Annotated in this window: 21 protein-coding genes and 2 pseudogenes; 9 read left to right on the top strand and 14 right to left on the bottom strand. The window is 74.5% G+C overall.

What is annotated here, in order from left to right:
- Positions 1–47: 47 nt before the first annotated feature.
- Both V1L54_RS16875 and V1L54_RS16880 read right to left on the bottom strand, forming a co-directional pair.
- Entirely contained in the window at positions 48–1,133 is a 1,086-nt protein-coding gene (locus V1L54_RS16875; protein WP_330118838.1) for a FecCD family ABC transporter permease, read from the bottom strand.
- Positions 1,130–2,146, bottom strand: coding sequence for an ABC transporter substrate-binding protein (locus V1L54_RS16880; protein WP_330118839.1), 1,017 nt, complete (start codon positions 2,144–2,146; stop codon positions 1,130–1,132). Before V1L54_RS16880 ends, V1L54_RS16875 begins: the two co-directional genes overlap by 4 nt.
- Before the next feature lie 148 nt (positions 2,147–2,294).
- Here V1L54_RS16880 and V1L54_RS16885 point away from each other — a divergent pair, with 148 nt between their 5' ends.
- From V1L54_RS16885 to V1L54_RS16900, 4 genes are all read left to right on the top strand, one after another.
- Positions 2,295–3,548 (top strand): hypothetical protein, encoded by a 1,254-nt coding sequence (locus V1L54_RS16885; protein ID WP_330118840.1) that lies wholly within the window; start codon positions 2,295–2,297, stop codon positions 3,546–3,548.
- 229 nt (positions 3,549–3,777) lie between these two features.
- Positions 3,778–4,566 carry a hypothetical protein gene (locus V1L54_RS16890; RefSeq protein ID WP_330118841.1) on the top strand — a complete coding sequence of 263 codons (789 nt, stop codon included), beginning with the start codon at positions 3,778–3,780 and terminating at the stop codon, positions 4,564–4,566.
- A gap of 139 nt (positions 4,567–4,705) precedes the next feature.
- Positions 4,706–5,560 (top strand): (2Fe-2S)-binding protein, encoded by an 855-nt coding sequence (locus V1L54_RS16895; protein WP_330118958.1) that lies wholly within the window; start codon positions 4,706–4,708, stop codon positions 5,558–5,560.
- Positions 5,561–5,748: 188 nt separating this feature from the next.
- Complete coding sequence (locus V1L54_RS16900) at positions 5,749–6,771, top strand: DUF2637 domain-containing protein (protein WP_330118842.1); 1,023 nt, start codon at positions 5,749–5,751, stop codon at positions 6,769–6,771.
- A 90-nt stretch (positions 6,772–6,861) separates the two neighbouring features.
- On the opposite strand, the gene V1L54_RS16905 is transcribed toward V1L54_RS16900, so the two are convergent.
- The 3 genes from V1L54_RS16905 to V1L54_RS16915 all read right to left on the bottom strand — a co-directional run bounded on the left by V1L54_RS16905 (position 6,862) and on the right by V1L54_RS16915 (position 10,183).
- Complete coding sequence (locus V1L54_RS16905; protein WP_330118843.1) at positions 6,862–8,103, bottom strand: protein phosphatase 2C domain-containing protein; 1,242 nt, start codon at positions 8,101–8,103, stop codon at positions 6,862–6,864.
- A gap of 80 nt (positions 8,104–8,183) precedes the next feature.
- Entirely contained in the window at positions 8,184–8,666 is a 483-nt protein-coding gene (locus tag V1L54_RS16910) for a methylated-DNA--[protein]-cysteine S-methyltransferase (protein WP_330118844.1), read from the bottom strand.
- The gene (locus V1L54_RS16915) at positions 8,663–10,183 is read right to left on the bottom strand and encodes a DNA-3-methyladenine glycosylase 2 family protein (protein ID WP_330118959.1); all 1,521 of its coding nucleotides are present in this window, start codon (positions 10,181–10,183) and stop codon (positions 8,663–8,665) included. Before V1L54_RS16915 ends, V1L54_RS16910 begins: the two co-directional genes overlap by 4 nt.
- A 150-nt stretch (positions 10,184–10,333) precedes the next feature.
- Between V1L54_RS16915 and V1L54_RS16920 the strand changes: the two genes are divergently transcribed.
- Complete coding sequence (locus V1L54_RS16920) at positions 10,334–10,945, top strand: helix-turn-helix domain-containing protein (RefSeq protein ID WP_330118845.1); 612 nt, start codon at positions 10,334–10,336, stop codon at positions 10,943–10,945.
- A 29-nt stretch (positions 10,946–10,974) separates the two neighbouring features.
- On the top strand, positions 10,975–11,202 hold the full coding sequence (locus V1L54_RS16925) for a hypothetical protein (RefSeq protein ID WP_330118846.1): 228 nt from the start codon (positions 10,975–10,977) through the stop codon (positions 11,200–11,202).
- A 165-nt stretch (positions 11,203–11,367) separates the two neighbouring features.
- On the opposite strand, the gene V1L54_RS16930 is transcribed toward V1L54_RS16925, so the two are convergent.
- The 3 genes from V1L54_RS16930 to rsgA are packed head-to-tail and all read right to left on the bottom strand — an operon-like array spanning position 11,368 to position 13,750.
- On the bottom strand, positions 11,368–11,973 hold the full coding sequence (locus tag V1L54_RS16930) for a hypothetical protein (protein ID WP_330118847.1): 606 nt from the start codon (positions 11,971–11,973) through the stop codon (positions 11,368–11,370).
- 19 nt (positions 11,974–11,992) lie between these two features.
- Positions 11,993–12,595: an AAA family ATPase gene (locus tag V1L54_RS16935; RefSeq protein ID WP_330118848.1), complete on the bottom strand. Its 603-nt coding sequence runs from the start codon at positions 12,593–12,595 to the stop codon at positions 11,993–11,995.
- A gap of 57 nt (positions 12,596–12,652) precedes the next feature.
- Positions 12,653–13,750: a ribosome small subunit-dependent GTPase A gene (gene rsgA, locus V1L54_RS16940; RefSeq protein WP_330118849.1), complete on the bottom strand. Its 1,098-nt coding sequence runs from the start codon at positions 13,748–13,750 to the stop codon at positions 12,653–12,655.
- 387 nt (positions 13,751–14,137) lie between these two features.
- Between rsgA and V1L54_RS16945 the strand changes: the two genes are divergently transcribed.
- Entirely contained in the window at positions 14,138–14,587 is a 450-nt protein-coding gene (locus V1L54_RS16945; RefSeq protein ID WP_330118850.1) for an SPW repeat protein, read from the top strand.
- A gap of 79 nt (positions 14,588–14,666) precedes the next feature.
- On the opposite strand, the gene V1L54_RS16950 is transcribed toward V1L54_RS16945, so the two are convergent.
- The 6 genes and pseudogenes from V1L54_RS16950 to tnpA all read right to left on the bottom strand — a co-directional run bounded on the left by V1L54_RS16950 (position 14,667) and on the right by tnpA (position 23,876).
- Positions 14,667–15,818 carry a YihY/virulence factor BrkB family protein gene (locus tag V1L54_RS16950; RefSeq protein WP_330118851.1) on the bottom strand — a complete coding sequence of 384 codons (1,152 nt, stop codon included), beginning with the start codon at positions 15,816–15,818 and terminating at the stop codon, positions 14,667–14,669.
- Positions 15,819–15,929: 111 nt separating this feature from the next.
- A complete protein-coding gene (gene pflA / locus V1L54_RS16955; RefSeq protein ID WP_330118852.1) occupies positions 15,930–16,745 on the bottom strand; it encodes a pyruvate formate-lyase-activating protein in 816 nt (271 codons plus the stop codon).
- On the bottom strand, positions 16,745–19,069 hold the full coding sequence (pflB, locus tag V1L54_RS16960; RefSeq protein WP_330118853.1) for a formate C-acetyltransferase: 2,325 nt from the start codon (positions 19,067–19,069) through the stop codon (positions 16,745–16,747). The genes pflA and pflB overlap by 1 nt, the downstream gene beginning before the upstream one ends.
- Positions 19,070–19,116: 47 nt before the next feature.
- On the bottom strand, positions 19,117–21,783 hold the full coding sequence (adhE, locus tag V1L54_RS16965; RefSeq protein WP_330118854.1) for a bifunctional acetaldehyde-CoA/alcohol dehydrogenase: 2,667 nt from the start codon (positions 21,781–21,783) through the stop codon (positions 19,117–19,119).
- A 167-nt stretch (positions 21,784–21,950) separates the two neighbouring features.
- A complete protein-coding gene (locus V1L54_RS16970) occupies positions 21,951–22,994 on the bottom strand; it encodes a carbohydrate kinase family protein (RefSeq protein ID WP_330118855.1) in 1,044 nt (347 codons plus the stop codon).
- Between the two features lie 452 nt (positions 22,995–23,446).
- Positions 23,447–23,876, bottom strand: a pseudogene (gene tnpA, locus V1L54_RS16975) (IS200/IS605 family transposase).
- 34 nt (positions 23,877–23,910) lie between these two features.
- On the opposite strand from tnpA, the pseudogene V1L54_RS16980 reads away from it, so the two are divergent.
- Positions 23,911–25,057 (top strand): annotated as a pseudogene (locus tag V1L54_RS16980) (RNA-guided endonuclease InsQ/TnpB family protein).
- Between the two features lie 56 nt (positions 25,058–25,113).
- Complete coding sequence (locus V1L54_RS16985; RefSeq protein ID WP_443076670.1) at positions 25,114–25,641, top strand: GNAT family N-acetyltransferase; 528 nt, start codon at positions 25,114–25,116, stop codon at positions 25,639–25,641.
- Positions 25,642–25,714: the final 73 nt, after the last annotated feature.

Genomic DNA, 25,714 nt, shown 5'->3' on the forward strand with positions numbered 1-25,714 from the left:
CTTCCCGGCTCCGGCACCGACACCGGTCCCGGACACACCCGGCGCGCTCACCGGACCGCCTCCGTCCCCGCCGGACGCTCCCGCCCGGGCGCCGGGACGCCCGCCGGCGGCCCCGCCGGGCGGTCGGCCGGAACGGGCGCCGGCCGGTCCGTACGCCCGCCGCGCCCGGTGCGCAGCAGCGCCACGCCCGCCGGTACGCCCAGCAGCGCCGTCCAGGCGCCCACCGGGGTCTCGACCGGGGCCAGCGCCAGCCGGGCGGGCAGATCGGCGCAGACGACGACCGCCGCGCCCCAGACGGCGGCGAGCGGCAGCCACCGCACCGCGCCGGCGTCCGGCCGCAGCCGCCGGGCCAGGTGCGGGGCGAGGAAGCCGACCCAGGCGACCGGCCCGCACACCGCCACCACCGGGGCGATCAGCACCACTGCGACGGCCAGCGCGCCCAGCCGGGCCCGCCGCACCCGCACGCCCAGGGCGCGGGCGTCGTCGTCGCCCAGCCGCAGGACGGCGAGCACCGGCGCGCACAGCACCAGCGCGGGCACGGAGACCAGCAGCCAGGGCCACAGCCCTTCGACGTCGTCCCAGGTGCGGGCCGAGAGGCTGCCCAGCAGATAGCGGTAGAGCAGTTGGAGGTCGAGCTGGTCGGCGAGCACCATCAGCACCAGCAGCCCGGCCTGCAGGGCGGCGGCGACGGCGGCCCCGGTGAGCAGCACGGCCGACGGGCTGCGCCCGAACCCGGCCGCCAGCAGCGTCAGCGCGCCGCCCAGCGCCGCGCCGACGAGCGCGAGCACCGGCTGGAGCAGCGCCGGCACGGACAGGGCGAGGACGAGCGGCGCGGCCACGCCCAGGGCCGCCCCGGAGGAGACGCCGAGCATCTCGGGAACGGCCAGCGGGTTGCGCAGCGCCTCCTGGAGCACCAGTCCGGCCGCGCCCAGCGAGGCCCCGGCGACCAGCCCCAGCACCAGCCGGGGCAGCCGCAGCTCGGTGACGACCACCGCCGCGAACCCCTCCCCGTCGCCGCTCAGCGCGGCGGGCAGCTCCCACGGCGGTACGGCGGGGGTGCCCAGGCACAGGGCGCATCCGGCGGCCGCCGCCACCAGCAGGGCGACGGCCGTCCACTGCCGTGCGGCCCTCACCGCAGCGCGGCCGTGGCCTCGTCGAGGACGACGCCGAGCGAGCGGGTGCCGCGGCCCTTGGCCCACACCTCGGAGTTCACCTCGTGCACCCGGCCGTTCGCGACGGCCGGGATCCTCGACCACAGGGGGTTGCCGGCCAGCTTCTCGGAGAGCTTCCCGTCGCTGTCGCCGAAGGAGAGCGTCTCCACGAAGAGCACGTCCACCTCGCGGGCGAGGATCTCCTCCAGGCTGTAGCTGCCCTCCACACCGCGGGACTTCCAGGGGTAGCGGGAGATCTTCGGGAAGAGCCCGGCGGCCACGTCGGTGCCGGGGGTGGCGACGCCGAAGTTCTCGTCGCTGCCGTAGACGATCAGCGCGGTCTTCCCGCTGGGCTTCTCCTCGGCCGCCGCCAGCTTGGCGCGGAAGCGCTTCTCGGCGGCCTCGCCCCGCTCGGTGCGGCCGGTGAGGGCGGCCAGGGCGCGCAGGTAGCCGACGCTGTCCTCCCACTTCTCCGGCTGTACGGGCCAGAAGACGGTGGCGCCCTTCAGGGCGGGGGCGAGCTTGCCGTGGGTGTCGCCCAGGCCGATCACCAGGTCCGGCTTGTGGGAGAGGACCGCCTCGACCTCGGGGGCGAGGAAGCCGCCGGGGATCACCGGGACCTTCCCGGCCTTCTCGGGGCCGAGGAAGTCCGGGTGGGCGAGCAGGGCGGAGTTGGTGGCCACGGGGATGATGCCCAGCTCCGTCAGCATGTCGTCGCACAGGGCGACCAGGCAGACGACGCGCCGGGGTTCGGCGTCGGTGGTGACGGCGGTGCCGTCGGGGCCGGTGACCCGGCGGGCGGGCTCGATCGGTTCGACCGTGACCTCGGTGCGCGGCCCGGCGCCGGTCTCCCCGGCGTTCCCGTCGTCGGAGGCCGTTCCGCCGGTGGTGCCGCAGCCGGTGAGCCCGGCCAGCCCGGCGAGTACAGCGCCCAGCAGGACCGGTACGGCGGCGGCCCGTACGGGGCGGGGGGTGCGGTGCGGTGGACGCGTCATCGGTGGCTCCCAGTCCTTGTCAACTCCCGGGGGTGAGCAGGGGATACGGCCGCGGCGCGGGTCCCCGGAACACCCGGCACCAGAGTGGCACATGATAATCGTTATCAGAACCAGTTGACGCGTCACCCGTTTCGGAGGTTCTCCGCCCATGACCGCAGCCGCTGTGCTACTGGCCGCCGACCACGTCGCCGGCACCGTCGATCTGCTGGACCTCCCCGGGGGCCGGCCGCTGGCCCGGCTGACGGGCCGCCACATCTCCGAGCACACGGGCTTCCTGGCCCTGCCCGGCGACCGGGTGGCGTGCGTGGACGACCGGGCGGGCGAGCTGCTGGTGCTCGCCCCCTTCGAGGCGGCGCGCGGCGGGGTGCTCCTCGCCGCCGCGGCACCGGTGGCCGTGCCCGCCGAGCAGCTGGCCGCCGACCCGGACGGGCGGTTCCTGGTGGTCACCACGGGGCTGGGCGCCGCCGCCGAGCCGTGGAGCGATCTGCTGACCGTGGTGGACCTGGCCGCACCGGGCGGCCCGTACGCCGTCCGGACGCGGACCCGGACGGGCGAGCCCGGGATCACGGTCCTGGACGGCGGCCGGACGGACGGCCCGCTGGCCGTCCTGCGGCACCGCGAGCCCGGCGCCCTGGACGTCCACCGCCTCGCCGGCCTGCTGGCCGCCGCGCCGGGCTGCCCGGTCGTGACGCCGCACGCCCGCCTGCCGCTGCCCGGCGACGGACACGGCGACGCGCACGACCCGGTCACCGGGTACCTGTTCGCCGCCACCGGCTCCGGGGTGCACCGGGCGCACCGGTCGGGCGAGGGACTGACGGCCGCGCCGCCGCTGCCCTGGGCGGCGGACGGCCGCACGGGCGGGCGCGGCTACTTCCTGCGGATCGACGTACGGCACCGGCTGCTGTGGTCCTGTCTGCGCGGCGGCCCGGCCGGTCCCGCCGACTGGCCCGCCTGGACCAACGACGCCTGGTGGCACCACCTGGACACCGGCCGCACCGGCCGGATCGGGCTGGGCGAGGGACTGGTGTTCCGCATGGCGGTGGCCGCGGACCACGTGGCGTACGCGCGCTGCCACCCGGACGGCGACGAGCTGGTGCTGCTGGCCACCGGCGGCGGGGTCCCGCGGATCACCGCCCGGGTGCCGCTGCCGCCCATGGCGGGCGCGCCCCGGCGCGGGCGGACCCCCTGGGACGACGGGGCGCAGCGCCGGGCCGTCGCCGCCTCCCCGGGCGCGCCGTGGGTGGCCGTCTCCCGGGGCGGGCACGGCGAGGTCCACCTGTTCGACGCGGCGAGCGGCACCGAGCGGGCCCGGCTGACGCTGCCCGGCCCACTGGACGAGGGCGGCCGGCTGGCGCTGCTCACCCCCGGCGACGGCGCGCACCGCGACCCGGCCGGCCGCTGACGGGCGGTGGGCGGCACGGGAGCCCGGCGCCGCACGGGCCCGCCGGGCCGCCGCGGCGGCCCGGCGCCGACCCCCGGCCGGCGGGAGCGCAGGTGGGAAGCGTTCCGCCATCCGTGCCAAGAACCGCTCAAGATTGTGAAATCTTTCACACTTTCCTCTTGGCTGGACCCTCGACTTCGTGCTGAGATGCGCTCACATCCGGCTCGACGGCGCGCTTGGGGAGGGCACTGTGACGGAGACCGCCATCTCACGTTCGGCACGGACGACGGGTGCGGGCGGTGATACGGGCGGCGATCCGCTGGATCACGCGGTGTGGCGGCTGAGATCGCGCGGATGCTGGGAGGACGCGGCGGCACTGCTGGAGCCGCACATCGCCCGGGGAGACGTACCGGCCGCGCTGCGGCGGGCGGCACTGCTGGTGGAGCACTGCATGTTCACCGCCGGCGGCTGGGCCGAGGCCGAGGACGCGCTGCGCGCGGCCGAGGCCATGGCGGGCACTGACGAGGAGCGCGGCGCGGCCGCCTGCGAACGCGGGCACCTGGCCTACGCCGCCACGGTGCTGGGCGTACGCGACCGGGCCGACGAGGCCCGTGCCGCGCTCGGACGGGCCGCCGCCCTGCTCCCGCCCGCGTCGCCGCAGCGGGCACTGCTGGACTTCCGGCGCGGGCTGACGACCGAGCACTTCGGCGACAGCCCGCAGTCGGCCCGGGCCGCGTACCGCCGGGCGCACGCCGGGGCGACCGCGCAGGGCGACGCCCTGCTGTGCTCCTTCACCTGGCGCCACCTGGCCGGGCTCGCCCTGCGCGCCGGAGAACACGCCGAGGCGCGGCACGGCTTCGCCGAGTCGCTGCGGATCCGCGAGGAGCTGGGCTACCTGGTGGGCATGGCCCCGGCCCTGGCGGCCCTGGCGGAGGTCCAGCCGGAACCGGACGCGGACCGGCTGCGGGCCGAGGCGCGACGGCTGTTCCGGCTGCTGGGCGGGGTGCCGACCTGGCTCACCGACCAACTCGGCGGCTGATCCCGCCGGTACCGCCGGGCCCGCCGCCGGAGTGATGTGCGTCACTCCGGCGGCGGGAGGACTGGAGTCCCCGGCGCGTGACTGGGGTAAGGTAAGCCTTACCTGTTAAAACCGTCGATCCGGTGGTACCCGCATGGCCATGTGCACCCTCGCCCCGGCGCCCACGGCGTCCGCCGCGTCACCCTTCGCCGCGTCCTACACCCGGCTGGCGGAGGTCCTCCCCAGTCTGCGGGTCGTGGAGACCGGCGTCGGCGGCGAGCTGCCGCGCGGCGGCCACTGGGTGCGGGCCGCGGAACTGGCCGGCGGCGGTACCGCCCTGGACTCCTTCCTCGCCTGGGACGACGAGCAGGTGCGGCGCGACTACGGGCGGCCGGGCCGCCCCGACGTGATCGCCAGCTTCGGTCTGCACCGCTACGCCTGGCCCGCCTGTCTGCTGGTCACCGTCCCCTGGTTCCTGCACCGCCGGGTCCCCCGCGTCCCGGTGGACGCGGTCGCCTTCGACCGCGCCGAGGGGCGGATGGCGGTCCGGATCGAGGAGTTCTCCTGCCTGCCCGGCGACCCGGCGGCCCGCCTGCCCGGCGCCCGGGTGGTGCCGGACGCCGAGGCGCTGCGCGCGGCCGTCCGGGAGGCGACCGCCGAGCACCTCGCCCCCGTGCTCGACGCCTTCCGGCCGCGCATGCGCCGCGGGCCGCGGGCGCTGTGGGGGATGGCGACGGACGAGATCACCGAGGGCCTGTGGTACGTCGGCCACCTGCTGGGCGAGGAGCCGCGCGCCCGGGCCGAGGCGGAGCTGCTGCTGCCGGGCTCCGTCACCCCTTACGCGCAGGGGGCGGGCTTCCGGGAGCTGACCGGACCGGACGGCGAGCGGTTCCCCACCCGGGACCGGGCGAGCTGCTGCCTGTTCTACACGCTGCGCCCCGAGGACACCTGCGCGACCTGTCCGCGCACCTGCGACACCGAGCGCGTCAACCGCCTGACCGGTTCGAGTGCCTGACCGATTATCGACGGTAATTCCGGGTCGCTACACTCCTGGTCGCGCGTCCTGGTTCCCGTTCGCCGGTTTTCCGACCCGAAAGGACTGCCGGACAGTATGTTCTTCCGCCAGGATGCTGCGCATCAGTAGCCAATGCGAGTACGGCGGGGCCGGTCCACGGCATGCCGCCAGGCAAGGGACACCCCCGGATGAATCTGACGGACATATCGATGACCTGGGTGCTGCTGAGCGCCGTACTGCTCGTCGGCGCCCTGGTCGCGGTCGTGATGATGGGCCGCGGCCGCGGCAAGCACAGAAACGAGGAGGAGCAGAACTCCGACTCCTGGGAACGCATGGAGGAGCGCCGCCGCCGCAAGGAGACGGTCTACGCCATCGCCTCCTACGTACTGCTGTTCTGCTGTGCGGGAGTGGCCGCCGCCCTCTCCTTCCACGGCCTGGTCGGCTTCGGCCGCGAGAACCTGGGGCTGAGCGGCGGCTGGGAGTACCTCGTCCCCTTCGGCCTGGACGGCGCGGCGATGTTCTCCGCCGTCATCGCCGTCCGCGAGGCCAGCCACGGTGACGCCTCCCTCGGCTCCCGGCTGCTGGTGTGGCTGTTCGCGGGCGCCGCGGCCTGGTTCAACTGGGTGCACGCCCCGCGCGGCGACGAGCACGCGGGCGCCCCGCAGTTCTTCGCCGGCATGTCGATCGCGGCGGCCGTCCTGTTCGACCGCGCGCTCAAGCAGACCCGCCGCTCCGCCCTGCGCGAGCAGGGCCTGGTGCCGCGTCCGCTGCCGCAGATCCGCGTCGTGCGGTGGCTGCGCGCCCCGCGCGAGACCTACGCGGCCTGGTCGCTGATGCTGCTGGAGGGCGTGCGGACGCTGGACGAGGCGGTCGACGAGGTCCGCGACGACCGGCGCCGCAAGGAGGAGGAGCGGACCCGCCGGCGCGAGCAGCAGAAGCTGGAGCGAGCCCGGCTCAAGGCGATCAGCCGGGGCCGGATGCTGCCCCGGGGCAGCGACCAGCCGGCCGAACTGGAGCGCGGCACGGTGCCGCGCGCGGCGCTCCAGCCCGCCGCGGAGGAGAGCGGCGGGACCGGGACGGGACCGGAGGGGCTGCGCAAGGTCGACCCGCCCCGCCCGGCGGACCCGTTCGGCGGCGAGGAGAGCCTCACCAGCCCCCGGCTCGACTCGCTGGAGGCGAAACTCGCCGACATCGAGAAGCAGTTCGGCTGACACTCCCGGCCTGACGGTGTGCCGGGACCCGGCCGGGTCCCGGCACACCGTCAGGCAACCGCGTCACACGGCGCCGTACGGCCGCCGCGGTCAGTGCTCCCAGACCGCGGCGGCCGTACGGTCGTCCGCGTGCCCCTTGACCCGTAGCTGGGCGTCGGCCAGGAAGCCCGCCAGCCCCGGCGGTTCGGCACCGGCCCAGCACCCGGCCAGCCGGTCGGCGAAGGCCCGCTCGCCCCGCATCGGCTCCGCCAGACCCGCGCTGCACAGCAGCAGGGTGTCACCGGGACGGGCTACGGAGGTCCGGAAGCGGAACGGGCCGGGCATCGCGGTGGCCGGGGACTCCGAGGCGGGGAAGCCCTCGACGGGCCCGGGTATGTCCCCGGTGTCCGCCGCGCGGCCGTCCTCCTCCCGGGCTTCGGGTTCGATGTCCTGCCAGGCGCCGCCGCGCAGCCGGAACAGCCCGCCGCCGCCCGTCCCGAAGAACACCCGGGTCCGGCACCCGGGGTCGGCGGGCAGCAGCAGACAGCGCACGTCGGCGGTGTACTCGGCGGTGTCCAGGCCCAGTTCGGCGGCGCGGGCCGCCAGCCTTCCGTAGCCGCGGCCGGTCAGCCGGTGCAGACCGGACTTCAGCTCGTCGCGGCGGCCGGCGCGGATGTCCTCCGACAGCCGGGTGTGGCTGCGGCCGACGTACGCCCCGATCCAGCGGCACACCTCCCGCGCCGCCCGGTGCGCCTCCCCCGCCGTGCGGGCCCCGCCGGCGACGGCGACCAGCACCAGGGCGTGCCGGCCGCTGCCGAACCGGGCGGTGAGCAGGGCGTCGCGGCGCGGTTCGCCCCGGTAGCGGGCCGAGTCGCCGCGCAGGGACACCGCGCGCAGGGTGAAGCAGCCGTAGCGGGCCCCCTCCAGGACGGTGTCGGGCGCCGCGCCGGGGACCGACACCGCCCCGGCCGCCGCCTCGGCCAGTTCCTCGGGGTCGGCGGCGGGCAGGGCGGTCGGCTCGGGCTCGTAGGTGGGCGGGCGGTCGCCGACGAAGTCCGGGACGGGGGCGGTGGCGGGTGCCGCGGGGGCGGGTCCGGTCTCCGGTGCGGGGGCTCTCGGTGCGGGGACCTCCGGCGTGACGGCTTCCGGTGCGGAGTCCGCCGCCTCCGGCACCCCGCCGGCTCCTTCGGTGTTCCCGGCCCCCCGGCGGAACAGGCCGACCGTACGGGCGGCAGAGTCGAAGCGCTCGTCCACGCTGTCCCCCGCCGGCGTACGGCCGGTGTCCGGCGCGTCCTCGTCGTAGAGCCGGCCCCACCAGTCCGCCCCGCCGGCCCGCTCACCCTGTTGACCCATGTGCTCATTGTCCACGCCGGTGGCCGGTAGGCCACCGGCCGAGGCGGGTCCGGCGCGGGCGTGTCGGGTTCACCGGCCGGTCACAGCACCCCCTCGTGGACGAGCAGCCACCGCTTGCGCTCCAGGCCGCCCGCGTAACCGGTCAGCGCGCCGCTCGTGCCGATGACGCGGTGGCAGGGTCGCACCACCGTCAGCGGGTTGGCGCCGACCGCGCCGCCGACGGCCCGCACCGACCGCGCCTGGAGTCCGGCCATGGCAGTGAGTTCGCCGTAGGTGACGGTGCTTCCGTAGGAGACGCGCTCCAGGGCGGCCCAGACCCGCTCGCGGAACTCCGAGCCCCGGGTGGCCAGGGTGAGGTCGAACTCCTTCAGCTCCCCGGCGAAGTAGGCGTCGAACTGCCGCACCACCTCGGCGAAGGCGGCGTCGTCGCGCCGCCAGTCGGGCAGCACCCGGGCGCCGCCCTTCTGGCCGGGCACGGTGACCGAGGCCAGCACACCGGGCTCGGGGCCGGCGAGCAGCAGGTCGCCCAGCGGGCTGGGGTGGACGGTGTACAGGGTGCTCATCGCTTCTCCGGTTCGTGCGTCTCGGTCGGCTCGGTCGGCTCGGTGATCGTGGTCGAGTGCCACAGGTGGTGCAGGGCGTAGGAGCGCCAGGGCCGCCAGTCCCCGGCCCGGTCCGTCCCGGCGCCGAGCCGCGCCAGGGCGTGCCGTACGCCCGCGTCACCCGGCAGGAAGACGTCCGGGTCGCCCAGGGCGCGCATCCGGATGTAGCCGGCCGTCCACGGGCCGATGCCGCGCAGGGCGAGCAGCGCGCGCTCGGCCTCGTCGCGGTCGGCGCCGGGGTCGAGGACGAGGGCGCCGTCGGCGAGGGCCGCGGCCAGGGTGCGCAGCGCCGCGCGGCGGGCGGCGGGCATGCCCAGCTCGGCCAGGGGCGCGTCGGCCAGACTGCCGGGGTCGGGGAAGAGGTGGGTGAGGGTGCCGTCGGGGGCGGGCAGCGGCTTGCCGTACGCCGCCACCAGCGTGCCCGCCAGGGTACGGGCCGCGCCGACGGTGACCTGCTGGCCGAGCACGGCGCGCACCGCCAGTTCGTGCGGGTCGGCCGCGCCCGGGGAGCGCAGCCCCGGCCGGCGGTGGACCAGGGGGCCCAGCAGCGGGTCGGCGCCCAGCCGTTCGGTGACGGCGTACGGGTCGGCGTCCAGGTCGAGCAGCCGCCGGATCCGCTGGACGGCGGTGGTCAGGTCCCGCAGGTCGGCCAGGTGCAGCCGGCACGGCAGCCAGCCGCCGCCCGCGGTGCCGCCGCCGGCCGTGGTGCCGCCGCTCTCGTGGATCTCGGCGATCCCGTGCCCGTACGGCAGTGCCAGGGTGCGCCGGTAGACGCGCTGTCCCGGTGTGCCGGTGACCTCCTCGATCCCGGGCACGGCCCGCCGCGCCAGGAAGTCGAGGACGGCGCCGGTGGCGTACGGCCCCCGGCAGGCCAGCCGCAGCGCCACTCCCCCGGCCCCGGCGGCGGGCGCCCCGGACCGGGTGCGGCCCCGGGCCCGCAGTTCGCGCGGGGTGCGGGCGTGGATCTCCCGGATGGTGTCGTTGAACTGCCGCACACTGGCGAAACCGGCGGCGAAGGCGATCTCGGTGACGGGCAGCTCGGTCGTCTGGAGCAGCACCCGGGCGGTGTGCGCCCGCCGCACCCGGGCCAGGGCCACCGGCCCCGCGCCGAGTTCGGCGGTGAGCTGGCGGCGTATCTGGCGGACGCTGTAGCCCAGCCGCCGGGCGAGCCCCTCGACGCCCTCGCGGTCCACGACCCCGTCGGCGATCAGCCGCATCGCGCGGCCGGTGAGGTCGGCCCGTACGTTCCACTCGGCCGAGCCGGGCACGGCGTCCGGGCGGCAGCGGCGGCAGGCCCGCAGCCCGGCCCGCTGGGCGGCGGCCGCGGAGGGGAAGAAGCGCACGTTGTGCCGTTTGGGGGTGACGGCCGGGCAGCTCGGACGGCAGTAGATGCCGGTGGTCAGCACCCCGGTGAAGAACACCCCGTCGAACCGCTCGTCCCGGCCGCGTACCGCCTCGTACCTGCTGTCGTCGTCCATCACGGGATCCAGTGTGCGCCGCGCGGCGCCGCGCCACTGGCGGAAATCGGACGCGGTGGTGAACGGCTCCGCACCGGGCCGGTCCACTGTACAAAGATTTCTTTGCAAAAATCTGTTGCAAAGATTCCTTTGCACCCTTACCGTCATCCCATGCCCGACGATCCGTCCCCCGACTCCCGGCGCCCCGGTCCTCAGCATCCCGTCCGTACCCTCGACCCGCGCTCACTGCGCGCCCTGGCCCACCCCCTGCGCATCCGCATCCTCGGCGCGCTGCGCGAGTACGGCCCGGCCACCGCCTCCCGGCTGGCCGACCGGCTCGGCGAGTCCAGCGGGGCGACGAGCTACCACCTGCGGCAACTGGCCGCGTACGGCTTCACCGAGGAGGACACCGGGCGCGGCACCGCGCGGGAGCGCTGGTGGAAGGCCGTGCACCGGGGCACGCAGGTGGGCGACGTCGAGCAGTTCCTCCGGCACCCCGACCCGGAGGTGCGCGGCGCGCTCGGCCTGCTGCTGCACGAGGTGGCCACCATCCACGCCCGGGAGCTGGACACCTGGCTGGGGACGGTGCACGAGTGGCCCGAGGAGTGGCAGCGGGCCTCCGAGCTCAGCGACTTCAGTCTGCGGCTGCCCCCCGAGCTGGCCAGGGAGCTGAACGAGCGGCTGCACGAGCTGGTCGAGAGCTACCGCGACCGGGCCGCCGGGGACGAGCGGGCCGAGCGGTTCCGCGTCCATCTGCACTCCTTCCCCCGTGCCGGGGACTGATCCGGCACCCGACACCGGCGGAGGCATCCGTGCATCCCTTCCAGCCCGACGCCCACCTCTTCGTCGCCCGGTCGCGCTCGGCCGAGTTGCGGCGCGAGGCCGCCGCCTGGCGCCTGGCCCGCGCGGCCGGGCCCCGTACGGCGCACGGGCCCCGCGCGCGCCCGCGCCGGTCCGCCGTACGCCGCCGGGTCGGCTGGGCCCTGGTCGAGACGGGGCTGCGCCTGGTCCACTCCGGCCGGAGCGCGACAGCGCCGTGACCGGCGGCCCCACCGCGGCCCCAGCCGCGGTGGAGGTGGCCGGGCTCGGGCCCGCGCTGCTGGTCACCGGAGGGCTCTGTCTGGCGGCGACACTGAGCCCGCTGGTCCTCCCCGCCTGGCGGACGATGGACCGCCCGGCGGAGGAAGCCCGCGGGAAGACCGGGGTCAGTGGTCCGGGAGGCGCTGGAGCAGGCCCCAGGTGAACTCGGCGAGCACCGTGTGCCGCGTCCCGGAGCGGTCCGGGGCGGTGAAGGACAGCCGCCAGCGGGTGGGGGCGGAACCCTCCAGGGGCCGGGCGGGGGCGAAGGCGCGGGCGGCCTCGTCCACCGTGCAGCTCCACGGCAGCAGGTCCTCCACGGTGCGCAGCTCGGGGGCGGGCGCGCCCGGGGCGCGTACCAGCCACTCGTTCCAGACCGCGCCGCCTGGCGCGGTCAGCACCTCGAAGCGCAGGTCGGGCCAGAGCGGCACCGGCCAGCGCAGCGCCCGGCACGCCAGGTCGCCGACGCGGCGCGGCTCGTCCGTCTCGGGCTCGCCGAGGACGAAGCGGTAGCGGGCCGCCGCGCCGCGGGCGCGGGGGGAGCCGCCCGAGTGGTTCCACGCCTGCCAGCGGCGGTTGGCCTCGCGCAGCTCGGCCCGGTCGGCGTCCAGCGTCCGCAGCGCGTCCAGGACGAGGCCGGGCTGGAAGTCGGCCATCCGGCGCAGCAGGACGAGCTGGAACTCGCGGGGGCCGAACGGTCCGGCCGGGGTGCCGCGCGGTGCGGTGGGGGGCATGAGGACTCCTCGGGCGGGATCAGTCGAACCGGATGCTGCGCAGCGTGGTCCGGGCCCGGCGCATCCGCTGTCGCAGCGCTCCGCCGGTGGGCGGGGCGATCCGCAGCCCCGCCGCGTCCGCGACCGCCTCGGCGGCGCGCGGCAGGGGGAGGTTGTCGGTGTGGACGTGCTCGGCGAACTCCGGTCCGCGCAGCGCCGTCAGACAGCGGTCCAGCTGTCCGGCCGCCCAGCGGTCGGCGGGCAGCCCGGGCAGCGGCCTGCGCCCGCGCAGCCGGCGCAGCACCGTCTCCCGCTCGGCCAGCAGCGTCACGTGGCGCACCTCGTGGCCACCGGCGCGCAGGGCGCCGACGGTCTCCTCGAAGTACTGCGGCACCACCAGTGTCATCGGGACGACCACCGGACCGTCGTGGTGGCGCAGCAGATGGTCCAGCACCTCGCACACGCCGCGCCGCCAGGCGGGGAAGTCCTGGAAGTCGTCCCGCAGGGCGCGCGGCAGCATGCGGTGGATGCCGAAACCCAGCAGCTCGGGATCGCTGACGGTGCTGCCCGGCAGCCGCCGCGCCAGCTCGTGGGCGGTGTGCGTCTTGCCGACACCGAACGGTCCGTTGATCCAGAGGAGCACGGGGCGACGGTAGCAGCCGGGCCACCACCGCCCCGTGCGTTCCGGGAACGGTCCGGCCTACCGCCGCGGGCCGCGCTTGCGCTCCGCCATGTGGCGGCCGAGCGCCTGCTTCCGCTTCCAGTCGCGCCGCAGTTCCGCCCGCAGCCGGGCGTCGGTGCGGGCGGCGAGGTACTCGTTCTCCCGCAGCAACTTGCGGTAGCTGTCCAGACGGCGCACGGGCAGGGTGCCGTCGTCGACGGCGGCGAGGACGGCGCAGCCGGGTTCGGCGGTGTGCGCGCAGTCGGGGAAGCGGCACTCGCGTGCCAGCTCCTCGACGTCGGCGAAGGTGCGGCCGACACCGTCCCCGGCGTCCCACAGCCCGACGCCGCGCAGCCCCGGGGTGTCGATGAGGACGCCGCCGCCGGGGAGGAGGAACAGCTCGCGGCCGGTCGTGGTGTGCCGCCCCTTGCCGTCCCGGGACCGGGTGCTCTGTACGGTCGCCACCTCCTGCCCGACCAGCGCGTTGACCAGGGTTGACTTGCCCGCGCCGGACTGCCCGAGCAGGACGGCGGTGCCCTCGCACAGTGCGGCGGCGAGCGCGTCCAGGCCCTCGCCGGTGCGGGCGCTGACGGACAGCACCGGCACGCCCGGTGCGGCGGCCTCGGCGTCGGCGGCGACGTGCCCGGCGTCCGGGGCGAGATCGGCCTTGGTGAGGACGACCAGCGGCTGGGCGCCGCTCTCCCAGGCCAGGGCGAGGAAGCGCTCCAGCCGGCCCAGATCGGGCTCGGTGGCGAGGGAGACGGCGATCACGGCGTGGTCGACGTTGGCGGCCAGCACCTGGCCCTCGGCGCGTTTGGAGGAGGTGGACCGTACGAAGGCGGTGCGCCGGGGCAGCAGGGCGCGTACCTCGGGCAACCCGCCGGCACCGGGGCCGAGGGCGGCCCAGTCGCCGGTGCAGACGGTGCGCACCGGGTCGGGGCCGGTGACGGAGGCGCTGTCGGCCCGTACGGTGCCGTCGGCGGTGACGGCGTCGCACCGGCCGCGGTCCACCCGGACCACCCGGGCGGGGATCAGGCCCTGCCGCCCGTGGGGGGCGAAGGACTCGGCGGTGTGCTCGTCCCAGCCGTAAGGGGCGAGCGGATGTGCGGAAGCGTGTGCGGTGTCGAAGGCGCGCAACGCGGATGACCCTTCGGGAAGGGCGGCCCCGGCGCAGGGGGCTCCTGGCGAGGAGCCCGGAGGAAGGAGAGACGTCAGCCGGAGACCGCGGAAGTGGGACTGGCGGGCTGGTGGCCGTGGGCGGACCCCACGGCGGCGACAGCGGCGGCCATGGTCTCCACCTCCTGTTCTCCGGGTCGGCGACGGTGCGTACGGACGCGCTCGGGGAGCGGTGCTCCCCCCCGTCCGCGAGCGACCCTAGACGAGCGCGGCGCCCCGGCACCACTTCTTTTCCTTTCCGGGTTTCTCCCCGGGAGGTGGTCCGGACGGTCCGGCGAGGAAGACATAAGAGGTCATTCGGGTGAAGATTGGAGTGTAAGGGTTAAAACCTCAGAGGAGGTGGCTCACATGGCCACACCCACGCCGCGCATCGAGGAACACCCCGACCTGGTGGGAATGCGGGCGCGCTACGCGCAGGCGTCGACGACGCCGACGGCACAGGGGCTGGAGTCGCTGACCCTGCTGGCGGGGGTCTTCCTGCTGGCCTCGCCCTGGATCGTGGGCTTCACCCAGTTCAACGCACTGACCGTCAACAACTTCGTCACCGGCATCGCACTCGCCGTGATCGGCCTGGCCCTCGGCGTGGCCTTCGAGCGCGCCTACGGCCTGAGCTGGGCCGTGTGCGCGCTCGGCGCCTGGACGGTCCTCTCCCCCTGGCTGGTGTCGGGCAACGTGGACACCACCCGGACGATCCTCACCAACGTGATCACCGGAGGCATCGTCTTCCTCCTCGGACTGGCGCTCCTGGCCATCGGCAGGAAGGGCGGCAAGGGGAGCGGCGAACGCGGAAGGGGGTGAGCGGCACACCGCGACCGGAACACACGCCCGGTGCCCGACCGGAGCGGATCGGCCGGGCACCGGGCACGGGCGGGGCCGGTCAGTCCCGGTGACGGGACCGCAGCCGGGAACGCAGCCGGGAGCGCACGTCGGCGGGCGGCAGGAACTTCGTCCAGCGCTCGGGGAACTCCGCGGGCGGCTCGCCCGGCTCCTCCCCGTCGCCGTCGCCGTCACCGCCTTCGGCTCCCCGCATCGCGCGCCGCGCCGCCGCGGCGGCGACGACCTCGGCGGCGGCCTGCTCCCGGGCGCGCTCGGTGGCGCGGCGGGCGGCGGCCGTGGACACCGAGGGCCACACATGGTCGATGGCGGCGTTGACGGCCGCGCCGACCAGGACGGCGAAGGCGGAGACGCCGATCCACAGCAGGACGGCCACCGGCGCGGCCAGTGAGCCGTACAGCGTCGGGCCGTCCACCGTGCGGGTGAGGTAGAAGCGCAGCAGGGCGCTGCCCAGGATCCACATCAGCAGGGCCACCAGGGCGCCGGGGACGTCCTCCACCCAGGGCGAGCGGACGGGCACGGAGACGTGGTAGAGGGTGGTCAGGAAGGCGACGGACGCCAGCACCACCACGGGCCAGTACAGCAGCGGCACCAGCATCTCCAGCTGCGGGATCCAGCCGATCAGCGCGTCCGGGCCGACGATCAGCAGCGGCAGGGCGACCGCGCCCAGCGGCAGGGCGGCCAGGTACAGCACGAAGGCCAGCAGCCGGGTCGCCACGATGCCGCGGTGGCCGTCGAGTCCGTACATCACGGTGATGGTGTCGATGAAGACGTTCATCGTGCGCGAGCCGGACCACAGGGCCAGCGCGAAGCCGACCGAGATCACGTCGGGCCGGCCGCCCTCGATCACGTCGTCGATCAGCGGTTCGGCCAGCTGACTGACGCCCCGGTCGGACAGGACGGTGGCGGAGGCGTCCAGGATGTTGGCGCGGACGCTGGCGATGGTGTCGGTGCCGATCCAGGCGTCGAGGTAGCCCAGCAGCCCGATCAGGCCGAGCAGCAGCGGCGGCAGCGACAGCAGGGTGAAGAAGGCGGCCTCGGCCGCCAGCCCCAGGATCCGGTACTCCATGGCGGAGTTGACGGTGTCCTTCAGCAGCAGCCAGGCGAGCTTCCGTTTGGGGACGTCGCGGTACAGGGCGCGGGCCCTGCGCAGGGTGCTCCGGGACTGCTGGGGAGGTGTCGGGGCTGCTTGCACGCCCTTAACGTATCCGGCCCGCCGCGGCCGGCTCGCACCGTGGCCCACCTGCGGGCTCTTCCGGTGTACGGTGCGGGCCGGCCGTACCGGTCCGGAGCCGGGCCGGGCCGCTCACACCGCGTACAGGCCGTGCGCGGCGAAGATCTCCCGGGCCGCCGCCACCTGCCCGGGGGCGGGAGCGGGGGTGCCGGCCAGCGGGAAGGTGCGGCCGACGGCCTCCCACTTGGCGGCGCCCAGCTTGTGGAAGGGCAGCACGTCCACCCGGGAGACGTTGCCGAGCGAGGCGGTGAAGGCGGCGACGCCCTCGATGTTGTCGGGCTCGTCGGTCAGCCCGGGGACCAGCACGAACCGCACCCGCACCTCGTTGCCCAGCAGCGCCAGCCGGCGGGCGAAGTCGACGGTGGGGCCTGTCTCGCCCCGGCCTCCGGTGACCTTCCGGTACAGGGCCGGGTCCCAGGACTTGATGTCCAGCAGCACCAGGTCGGTGTCGGCCAGCAGCGCGTCGGAGGCCCGCGCGCCGAGGAAGCCGGAGGTGTCCAGGGCGGTGTGCAGCCCCAGCTCGTGCTTGAAGCGGTGCAGCAGCTCCCCGGCGAAGACCGGCTGGAGCAGCGGCTCGCCGCCGCTGAGCGTGGCGCCGCCGCCCGCGGCGCGGATGAAGGCGGTGTACTTGGCGGCCTCGGCGACGATCTCGTCGGCCGCGGTGCGGCGGCCGTTGCGCAGCTGCCAGGTGTCGGGGTTGTGGCAGTACAGGCAGGCCAGCGGGCAGCCGGCGAGGAAGGTGACGAAGCGGGCGCCGGGACCGTCCACGCCGGTGGACAGGTCCCAGGAGTGCACCGAGCCGGTCACCGGGCGGCGGGTGGCCGCCCCCGCCGGAGCGGTCTCCCGGACGCGCTCCGTACCCGGTCCCGTGTTGACGGGTGCGGTCATCACAGTGCTCCGTGGAAGGTGCGGTTGATGACGTCGAGCTGCTGCTCGCGGGTGAGCCGGACGAAGTTCACCGCGTAGCCGCTGACCCGGACGGTCAGCTGCGGGTACTTCTCCGGGTGCGCCATGGCGTCCACCAGGGTGTCCCGGTCCAGGACGTTGACGTTCATGTGGAAGCCGCCCGAGGCGGTGTAGCCGTCCAGCACCCCGGCGAGGTTCCCGGCCCGCTCCTCGGGGGTGCGGCCCAGGGCGTCGGGGGTGATGGTGTTGGTCAGCGAGATGCCGTCCTCGGCGTCGGCGTAGTCCAGCTTGGCCACCGACAGGGCCGAGGCGATGTAGCCGTGCCGGTCCCGGCCGTTCATCGGGTTGGCGCCGGGCGCGAAGGGGGTGCCGGCGCGGCGGCCGTCGGGGGTGTTGCCGGTCTTCTCGCCGTAGACGACGTTGGAGGTGATGGTGAGCACCGACTGGGTGTGCACCGCGTCGCGGTAGGTGGCGTGGCGGCGCACCTTGGCCATGAAGCCGTGGACCAGACCGCGGGCGATCTCGTCGGCCCGGTCGTCGTTGTTGCCGTACGCCGGGTAGTCGCCCTCCACCCGGTAGTCGACGGCCAGCCCGGTGGCGTCGCGGATCACCCGCACCCTGGCGTGCTTGACGGCCGAGAGCGAGTCGGCGGCAACCGACAGGCCGGCGATGCCGCAGGCCATGGTGCGCAGCACCGCCCGGTCGTGCAGGGCCATCTCCAGCCGCTCGTAGGCGTAACGGTCGTGCATGTAGTGGATGACGTTGAGCGCGTGGACGTAGGTCCTCGCCAGCCACTCCAGCATCGCGTCGTAGCGCTCGGCGACGGTGGCGTAGTCCAGGTACTCGCCCTCGACCGGGCGGAAGCCCTTGACGACCAGCTCGCCGGTCATCTCGTCGCGGCCGCCGTTGATGGCGTAGAGCAGGGCCTTGGCGACGTTGACGCGGGCGCCGAAGAACTGCATCTGCTTGCCGGTGGCCATCGCCGAGACGCAGCAGGCGATGGCGGTGTCGTCGCCGTACCTCGGGCGCATCAGCTCGTCGGACTCGAACTGCAGGGCGCTGGTGTCGACGGCGACCCCGGCGGCGAAGTCCTTGAAGCCCCTGGGAAGCGCCTGCGACCAGAAGACCGTCAGGTTGGGCTCGGGGGCCGGCCCCAGGTTGTACAGGGTCTGCAGGGCGCGGAAGGTGGTGCGGGTGACCAGCGGGCGGCCGTCCTCGCCCATCCCGGCCAGCGACCAGGTGACCCAGGTCGGGTCGCCGGAGTAGAGCGAGTTGTACTCGGGGGTGCGCAGGAAGCGGACGATGCGGAGCTTGGTCACGAAGTCGTCGATCAGCTCCTGGGCGCCGCTCTCGGTGAGCAGCCCCTGCTCGATGTCGCGCTGGAGGTAGACGTCGAGGAAGGCGTCGAGCCGGCCGATGGACATCGCCGCGCCGTTCTGCTCCTTCACGGCGGCCAGGTAGCCGAAGTACAGCCACTGGACGGCCTCGCGGCCGGTGGCGGCGGGCCGGGAGATGTCGTGGCCGTAGGAGGCGGCCATCTCCTTCAGCTCGCGCAGCGCCCTGATCTGCTCGGCGTTCTCCTCGCGGTCGCGGATGACCTCCTCGGTGGGCCAGCGGTCGTCCAGCAGCCGCCGGCCGGCCTGCTTGTCGGCGATCAGCCGGTCCACGCCGTACAGGGCGACGCGGCGGTAGTCGCCGATGATGCGGCCGCGGCCGTAGGCGTCGGGCAGGCCGGTGATGATGCCCGCCGAGCGGCAGGCGCGGATCTCGGGGGTGTAGGCGTCGAAGACGCCGTCGTTGTGGGTCTTGCGGTAGGTGGTGAAGATCTCCTTCACCCGCTGGTCGGGCTCGTAGCCGTACGCCTTCAGCGCCGCCTCGACCATCCGCCAGCCGCCCGTCGGCATGATCGCCCGTTTGAGCGGGGCGTCGGTCTGCAGGCCGACGATCAGGTCGAGGTCCTTGTCGATGTAGCCGGGGCCGAAGGCGGTGATGGTGGAAGGGGTGGCGGTGTCCACGTCGTAGACGCCGCGCTCCCGCTCGGCGGGGAACATCGCCAGGAGCTTCTCCCACACGGCGGTGGTGCGGTGGGTGGGGCCGGCCAGGAAGGCGCCGTCGCCCTCGTAGGGGGTGTAGTTGTGCTGGACGAAGTCGCGGACGTCGATCGCGTCCCGCCACAGGCCGCCCTTGAAGCCCTTCCAGGCGCCCTCGACGGTGTGCCGGGCGGGGGCGGCGGGGGTGCCGGCGCGGTCGGCGCCGGTGGGTTGGTGCGGGCGGTGCGGGGTCTGCGGCTGCGGGATGGTGGTCATCGCTGGCTCCTGAAGGGGTGGGTCAGGCGGTGGGCGGCGGGCCCGGGTCAGGCCCCGGCGGTGCGGCCGTAGTAGGCCTGGCGCATCAGCGTCCGCATCTCGTCGAGCATCGGCATCCGGGGGTTGGCCGGTGCGCACTGGTCGGCGTAGGCGTTGCGGGCCTGCTCGGGCAGGGCGGCGAGGAACTCCTTCTCGTCGACGCCCGCCTCCTGGAAGGAGGCCGGGATCCCGCACCGGGCGCGCAGGTCCTCCACGGCCCGGGCGTAGGACTCCACGCCCTCCTCGGGGGTGGCGGCCGGCAGGCCGAGCGTCTTGGCGATCTCCTGGAAGCGCTCGTGCGCCCGGTAGGTCTCGTACTTGGGCCAGCCGGTCAGCTTGCCGGGGATGCGGCCGTTGTGGCGGATGACGTGCGGCAGGAGCAGCGCGTTGGTCCTCCCGTGGGTGATGTGGAAGGTGTTGCCCAGGGTGTGGGACATGGCGTGCACCAGGCCGAGGAAGGCGTTGGCGAAGGCCATGCCGGCGATGGTGGAGGCGTTGTGCATCCGCTCGCGGGCCCTGGGGTCCTCGGGGCCGCGGGTGACGCAGTTCTCCAGGTTCTCGAAGATCAGCCGGATGGCCTGGAGGCACAGCCCGTCGGTGTAGTCGTTGGCGTAGACCGACACGTACGCCTCGGTGGCGTGGGTGAGGGCGTCGAAGCCGGAGTCGGCGGTGACGGCGGGCGGCAGGGTGGCGGTCAGCACCGGGTCGACGATGGCGACGCCGGGGGTGAGCGCGTAGTCGGCCAGCGGGTACTTGCGGGCGGCGGCCGGGTCGGAGATGACCGCGAACGGGGTGACCTCGGCGCCGGTGCCGGAGGTGGTGGGCACCGCGATCAGCTTCGCCTTCTCCCCCAGCGGCGGGAAGGTGAAGGCGCGCTTGCGGATGTCGGAGAACTTCTCCTTGGTGTCGGCGAAGGCGATCTCGGGGTGCTCGTACATCAGCCACATGACCTTGGCGGCGTCGATCGGCGAGCCGCCGCCGAGGGCGACGATGGTGTCGGGCCCGAACTCGCGCATCTTCGCGGCGCCGCGCTCGACGGTGGCCAGCTCCGGGTTGGGCTCGACGTCGTCGATGATCTGGAGGTTCACCGGCTCGCGGCGCGAGCGCAGGATGTCCTTGACGCGGGTGAGGTGGCCCAGGCGGTCCATGTTCCGGTCGGTGACGACGGTGACGCGCCGCATGCCGCGCATGTCGCCGAGGTAGCGCAGGGAGTGCCGCTCGAAGTAGATCTTCGGGGGGACCTTGAACCACTGCATGTTGCTGTTCCGGCGCCCCACCCGCTTGATGTTGAGCAGGTCGACGGCGGTGACGTTGCCGGAGACCGAGTTGTGGCCGTAGGAGCCGCAACCCAGGGTCATCGAGGGGAGGAAGGAGCTGTAGACGTCGCCGATGCCGCCGAGGCTGGAGGGCGCGTTGGCGATGATCCGCACCGCCTTGACGCGGCGGCCGAAGCGCTCGGTGAGCTCCTCGTCGTCGGTGTGGATGACGGCGCTGTGGCCCAGTCCGTCGAACTCCACCATCCGCGCGGCCAGTTCGATGCCCTCCTCGGTGCTCCCGGCGCGCAGCACGGCCAGGACCGGGGAGAGCTTCTCGCGGCTGAGCGGCTCGGCGGGGCCGACGCCCGGGATCTCGGCGAGGATGACGGAGGTGTCCTCGGGGACGGTGAAGCCGGCCTGCTCGGCGATCCAGGTGACCGGCCGGCCCACCGCGTCTGCGTTGAGCTTCGCCTCGGCGCAGTTGGCGCCGCGGGCGGTCGCGCCGAACAGGAACTTCTCCAGCTTCGCCTTCTCCGCGGGGGTGGCCAGGTGGGCGTGGAGCTTGCGGAACTCCGCGATCGCCCGCTCGTAGATGTCCGCGTCCAGGACGGCGGCCTGCTCGGAGGCGCAGATCATGCCGTTGTCGAAGGTCTTGGAGAGCACGATGTCGTGCACGGCGCGCGGTACGTCGGCGGTGCGGTGGACGTAGGCGGGGACGTTGCCCGCGCCGACGCCGAGCGCCGGCTTGCCGCACGAGTAGGCCGCCCGGACCATCGCGTTGCCGCCGGTGGCCAGGATGGTGGAGACGTCCGGGTGGTTCATCAGGCGCCGGGTGGCCTCCATCGACGGTTCCCCGATCCACTGCACGCAGTGCTCGGGGGCGCCGGCCGCCACGGCGGCGTCCCGCACGATCCGGGCCGCCTCGGCGCTGCACCGCTGGGCCGAGGGGTGGAAGGCGAAGACGATCGGGTTGCGGGTCTTCAGCGCGATGAGCGCCTTGAAGATCGCGGTGGAGGTGGGGTTGGTCACCGGGGTCATGGCGCAGACGACGCCGACCGGCTCGGCGATCTCGGTGATGCCGTTCAGCTCGTCGCGGCGGATCACGCCGACCGTCTTCATGCCGTCCATCGAGTGGGTGACGTGCTCGCAGGCGAAGAGGTTCTTCATCGCCTTGTCCTCGAAGACGCCCCGGCCGGTCTCGCCGATCGCGAGTTCGGCGAGCTCGCAGTGGTTGCTCAGCGCGGCGAGCGAGGCCTTCCGCACGATGTGGTCGACCTGCTCCTGGGTGAACGAGGCGTACTCGTCCAGGGCCTTGACGGCGTGCGCCACCAGGGTGTCGACAGTGATCCCGACGGCCTCTGCGGTCCCGGCGGCCTTGACATCCGACGGGGCGGTGGGACGTGCGGCGGCTGCTGCCATGGGGGCTCACTCCTGAACGCGGGGGCTTCGGTACCTCCATTGCACGCCCCGGGTACCCGGTGCCACAGCCGCCGAAGGGGCCCCGGCCGCAGGCCGAAGGTCCCGGCCCCGGGCCGGGCCCGGGACGAAGGTCCCGCCTTCCCCGCCCGGCCCCGCCACAGGCCCGCTCAGCTGCGCCGGTGCCCGCCCATCTGGTGCTTCCAGGGCGGGTTGGCACCACGGGCCGCGCAGGTCGCGGCGGCGACCGCGGCCCCGGTGGCCAGCGCCTGGGCCAGCAGACCGGTGGTCAGGCCGTCCAGCCGTCCGCCCAGGGCCCCGCCGGTGTGCAGGGCGTGGAGCAGACCGGCCATGAACGAGTCGCCCGCGCCGACGGTGTCGACCACCTCCACGGGCGGGGTGGGCACCCGCAGCCGCTCGCCGTCCAGGGAGGCCAGGGCGCCGTCGCCGCCGAGGGTGACGACGACCAGCCGGACGCCGTGGCCGTGGAAGACGTCGGCGGCGGCCGCGGGGTCCAGGCCGGGCAGGAGGTGGCCGAGGTCGTCGTCGGACAGCCGCAGGATGTCGGCCGCCGCGCACCAGCGCGGCAGCCGCTCCCGGTAGACGGCCGGGTCCACCAGCAGCGGCCGGACGTTGGGGTCCAGCGAGACGGTGGCCCGCTCCCGCGCCCGCTCCAGCAGCCGCTCCACCGCCGCGGCGCCCGGCGGCCGCACCAGCGCCAGCGAGCCGGTGTGCAGGCAGGCCATGGGGGCCGCCGCGGCGGTCGTCAGCTCCTGGTCCGTCCACTGCCAGTCGGCGGTGCCCTCGGCGTGGAAGGAGTAGTCGGCACGCCCCTCGGCGTCGAGGTCCGCGACGGCCAGGGTGGCGGGCTGGGAGGCCGTCACCGCCGGGCCGAGGTCCACCCCGGATGCGGTCAGGTGCGCGCGGAAGAGGCGGCCGAAGACGTCCTGCGACAACCGGCCGAGGAAGCGGGTGGGGGTGCCGAGCCGGGCGAGCGCCACGGCGGTGTTGGCGGGACCGCCGCCGGGCAGGACCTCCAGGCCGAGCGTGGGCAGCTCCGGTCCGGCACCCGTACCGGCGTCCGGTCCGGGGGTGCCGCCGGCCGCCGGGACGGTGAAGGCGTCGGCGACGCACTCGCCGAGGACGGCGACGGGGGGCGCGGAGGCGGAGCCGTCGGCCCGGCCGCCGTTCGGGGCGCTGCTGATCGTGGGCATGCCGGTCATTGTGGCCCGGGTCCGCCCGCTTCTCCCGCGCCCGGCGGAACCGGGCCGGATCCGGGCGGGAACCGGACCGGACCCGGGGCGGAAGCGGGCCGGCGAACGCGTGTTTCAGCGGCGTGTTTCACTGGGCGGCGTGGAGAACTCCGAACACGCCGTGAGCACCGGGAACGACGGGACCGCCGGAGCCGCCGGAGCCGCCGGGGACATGATCACCGTCACCACCTGGTCGTTCGAGCAGACCTCCCCGGAGGACCTCTCCCCCGCCCGCGTCCCGGACCCCGGCTCCGGCATCCGGATCGCCCTGGCCCAGGTCCCCAGCCCGGGGTTCAGCATGTTCTTGCGAGGAACCCCGGCCCCTTCAGGGGCTCGGGAGGAATCGCGTCCTGGGTGCGGCGGCGCGGAGCTCCGCCGCACCGCTCCGCAAAGCTCCCGCGACGGTGGCGCGCTCAGCCCGGGCGCTTCTGGTTCTCGATGTACTCCTTGACCACGGCCAGCGGTGCTCCCCCGCACGAGGCGGCGAAGTACGAGGGCGACCAGAAGCGCTCACCCCGCAGGTACTGCTTGAGGTGGTCGGGGAACTCCTTGCCGGGTAGTGCGCGGAAGACGCCTGTGAGGCTGCCGACGAGCGCGGAGAGTGTGACCTGCGGCGGGTAGTGCACCAGGAGGTGTACGTGGTCGCGCTCGCCGTTGAACTCGCGCAGTTCCACACCGGCCTTGGCACACACCTCCCCGCATGACCTCCTCGCGCCGGGTGAGGACCGCGTCGGTGAAGGCCTTCCGCCGGTACTTCGGTATGAAGACCAGATGCGGGTGAAGGATGTGGACGACGCTACGGCCCCTGCGGATATCGGGTTCCGCCCCCCATTGCAGTGACACAGGGTGGCGTTACGATCGCGCTGTGAAGCTGGTTGTGCAGGTGAAACTCGCACCGGATGCCGTGCAGGCGTCGGCGGTGGAGCGGACCCTGCGCGCGGCGAACGAGGCCGCCACCTGGGTATCCGCCCTCTCGTTCGAGCACTTCGGGCTCACGGGTTCGGTGCGGGAGCTGCGCGCGCTGTGCTACGGCGAGCTGAAGGCCCGCGGGTTCGGTGCGCAGGCCGCCCAGCATGTGATCAAACGGGTCGCCGACGCCTATGCCACACTGCGCGCCAACATCCGGGCCGGGAACCTGGGGCCGCAGGGTTCGGCGCGCCGCCGCAAGGCCGGGTCCAAGCCGATCGCCTTCCGGCCGGATGCGGCGCACACCTATGACGACCGGTGTCTGTCGTGGAACTACGACACCCAGACCGTCTCGATCTGGACCTTGGACGGCCGTCTCAAGCACGTGCGGTTCGCCTGTTCCCCCGGCGCGCTCAAACAGCTTGCCGAGTCCCGCAAGGGCGAGACGGACCTGGTCCGGCGGGACGGGAAGCTGTTCCTGGCCGCCACCATCGACGTCTGCGAGCCGGAGGTGTACGAGCCGAAGGGGTTCCTCGGGGTGGACCGGGGCATCACCAACCTCGCCACCACCAGCGACGGGGACAAACACCGGCCGCCGCCCGGGCCGCTACCGCAGGTGGCAGGCCCGCAAGCGAGCCGAACTCCAAGCCGGACAGACCCGGAGCGCGAAACAGCTGCTGAAGAAGCGGGCCCGCCGCGAGGCGCGGCACGCCGCCCACATCAACCACACGATCGCCAAGACTGTCGTTGCTGTCGCCCAACGCACCGAACGCGGTATCGCCCTGGAGGAATTGCGGGGCATCCGCGAGCGGGTCACGGTTCCCCGCGACCAGCGAGCACGCCAGTCAGCCTGGCCCTTCCACCAGCTCGGCGCGTTCCTGGCCTACAAGGCCAAGCGCGCCGGTGTCCCGTTCCTGGAAGTGGATCCGGCCCACACTTCGCAGCGCTGTCCGCGTTGCGGCCACACCGAGCGCGCCAATCGGCGCGCCCGGGATCACTTTTCCTGTCGTCGGTGCGGTCTCGCTGGGCCGGCCGACCGCGTCGCCGGGGTCAACATCGCCCAGCGAGCGGCCACGGCGTGGGTATTCGTCAACATGCCCGACCCGGCCTCCGCCTGAGCGGAGACCGGTGAATGTGACCCGTGACCGTCCTGCCGTAGGGGACAGTCGGGAGCATAAGCAAAGCCCCCACAGGGACCCAGCTTCCAAGCTCGGTCCCTTCAGGGGCCGAGCAGTTGACCCGCTTCCTCTACACCGCCGTCGGCGGTGACGTCACCTGGACGGACCGGCTGGGGTGGCCGTACGCGCGGTGGCAGGCGTACCTGAACCGGCCCGGCGCGGAGACCTGGGTGGCGTTCGAGCACGGCACCCCGGCCGGATACGCCGAACTGGACCCGCAGCCGGGCGGCGTGGTGGAGATCGCCTACTTCGGCCTGATCCCGGCCTTCCGGGGGCGGGGCATCGGGGGCCGTCTGCTGTCGTACGCGACCGCGCGCGCCTGGGACCTGGCGGAGCGCGAGCCGGGGCGGGAGCCCACCCGGCGGGTGTGGCTGCACACCTGCTCCAAGGACGGCCCCCACGCGCGGGCGAACTACACCCGGCGCGGCTTCCGGCTCTTCGACACCAGGGTGACGCGGGAGCCGGCCGTGCCCGCGCCGGGTCCATGGCCGAAAGCGTTCGCCCCGCACCCCCGGGAGCTGTGAGAGACACCACAGCGTCTCATAAAACGGGACGGCTTTGTCCATATCCCGGATAGCGGTGGACTGTCGCGAGACG

Origin of the sequence: Streptomyces rubellus (genome assembly GCF_036323805.1) — a bacterium.
Classification (GTDB): Bacteria; Actinomycetota; Actinomycetes; order Streptomycetales; family Streptomycetaceae; genus Streptomyces.